Annotated in this window: 1 protein-coding gene and 2 pseudogenes; all 3 read left to right on the forward strand. The window is 50.3% G+C overall.

Annotated features, from left to right (window positions below):
- Positions 1 to 435, forward strand: a pseudogene (locus L9059_RS30545) (RHS repeat-associated core domain-containing protein); the annotation flags it as partial.
- 21 nt (positions 436 to 456) lie between these two features.
- Positions 457 to 507: pseudogene (locus L9059_RS31190) on the forward strand (hypothetical protein); the annotation flags it as partial.
- Between the two features lie 84 nt (positions 508 to 591).
- On the forward strand, positions 592 to 1,056 hold the full coding sequence (locus L9059_RS30550) for a hypothetical protein (protein ID WP_247296868.1): 465 nt from the start codon (positions 592 to 594) through the stop codon (positions 1,054 to 1,056).
- Positions 1,057 to 1,523 lie beyond the last annotated feature (467 nt).

Genomic DNA, 1,523 nt, shown 5'->3' on the forward strand with positions numbered 1-1,523 from the left:
GTTCCCACTCTTCGGATCTTGGGGCAATCACCCATGCCATCACCGCGCGAAACCGTGCTCTGCCAATATCACTACGATGCCCTTGATCGCCTAATTAGCCACGCCTTGCCAGACACCCCGAAGCGCCCGCGTTTCTACTGCAAAAGCAGGCTGGCCTCCGAAATACAGGGGGCGATGCGCTACTCGATAGTCCAGCATGGGGACCAGTTGCTGGCGCAACAACAAAGTGAGGGTGAAGCGTTTGATACCACGTTACCGGTCACCGATCAGCAGCGGTCGGTGCAGCAGACGCTCAAGGCCAATCATCCACCGCAGAAAATCGCCTATTCGCCCTACGGCCACCGCCCTGTTGAAAGCGGGTTACTCAGCTTGCTTGGCTTTAACGGCGAACGGCCGGATCCGGTGACGGGATGTTATTTACTAGGAAATGGGTAGAGGGCGTTTAATCCGGTTTTGATGCGATTTAATAGTCCGGATAGTTTGAGTCCGTTTGGCAACGGCGGATTAAATTCGTATGCGTATTGTGCAGGAGATCCGACCAACAAATCAGATCCAACAGGACACTTCTCTCTTGTGTTAAGGGTTAGATCAATGGCATTACGCTGGTTAAAAACGAGCAGAAAAAACAGCCCGACAAACTATGCACTCATGCCCGTCCGCACTGCCAATCTACCAATACCACACTCAAAAACGAACGGACTTCTTTCACAAATTGAAAACACCTCAACAAAAAAACTTTTACCTGAAGCAAAAGTCCCTCCCACACAACGTCCAACCCGCGCAACCGTCGTTACCGAAGCGCCAACCACAACGAACACTAACGAACAAATTGCCGACAGATTTATGATTCACTCGTTGTTTTCAGCTGCAATCCAGCCGATAAATCCGCAAACAGCAGCACATTCAGCCAGAATGTTAACTCCAACCCTGTCAAACGAAGGGTTCTTAAGGCAAAGAGCAATTTCACGTACAAACTTGATAGCACACTTAGACACTACAAACACTCAAACAAGTCTGGGAACACCTACTAGTAGTACTATCAGACGAGCAAATTAAAAAAACACCGGAAGAGAAAAAATTGTCAGACTATTTATCAAAACTTTTGCCTAAAAAAGTGGACCAAAAAGGACCAAAAAGGGGACAGATTTATTTAATCGGATTAAATAGAGTTTTTCTGAGGGAATTACTGACCGGCGGATTGAGGCTTCACGCGTGTAGCAACTGTCGAGCCCGTGAGGCTGCGTCCGGGTGCGCAGCAGCCGTAAAATCTCTGACGAGGACTTCGCATTCGAAGAAAAACTGCAAGCTCCGGCAGCTGCTACACACGCGTAGCTCAGCCATCAAAACCCAACCCCTGTGGCGAGGGAGCTTGCTCCCGCTGGGTTGCGCAGCAACCCCAAAACCTGCGACCGCGCACAATCAGGACACCGCATCAGCTGATCTACGACTGCTGCGCAGCCGAACGGGAGCAAGCTCCCTCGCCACAATTGAACGCTGCTGCGGAGATTTCTGTCACGACCGAT

Origin of the sequence: Pseudomonas violetae (genome assembly GCF_023072615.1) — a bacterium.
GTDB classification, from domain to species: domain Bacteria; phylum Pseudomonadota; class Gammaproteobacteria; order Pseudomonadales; family Pseudomonadaceae; genus Aquipseudomonas; species Aquipseudomonas violetae.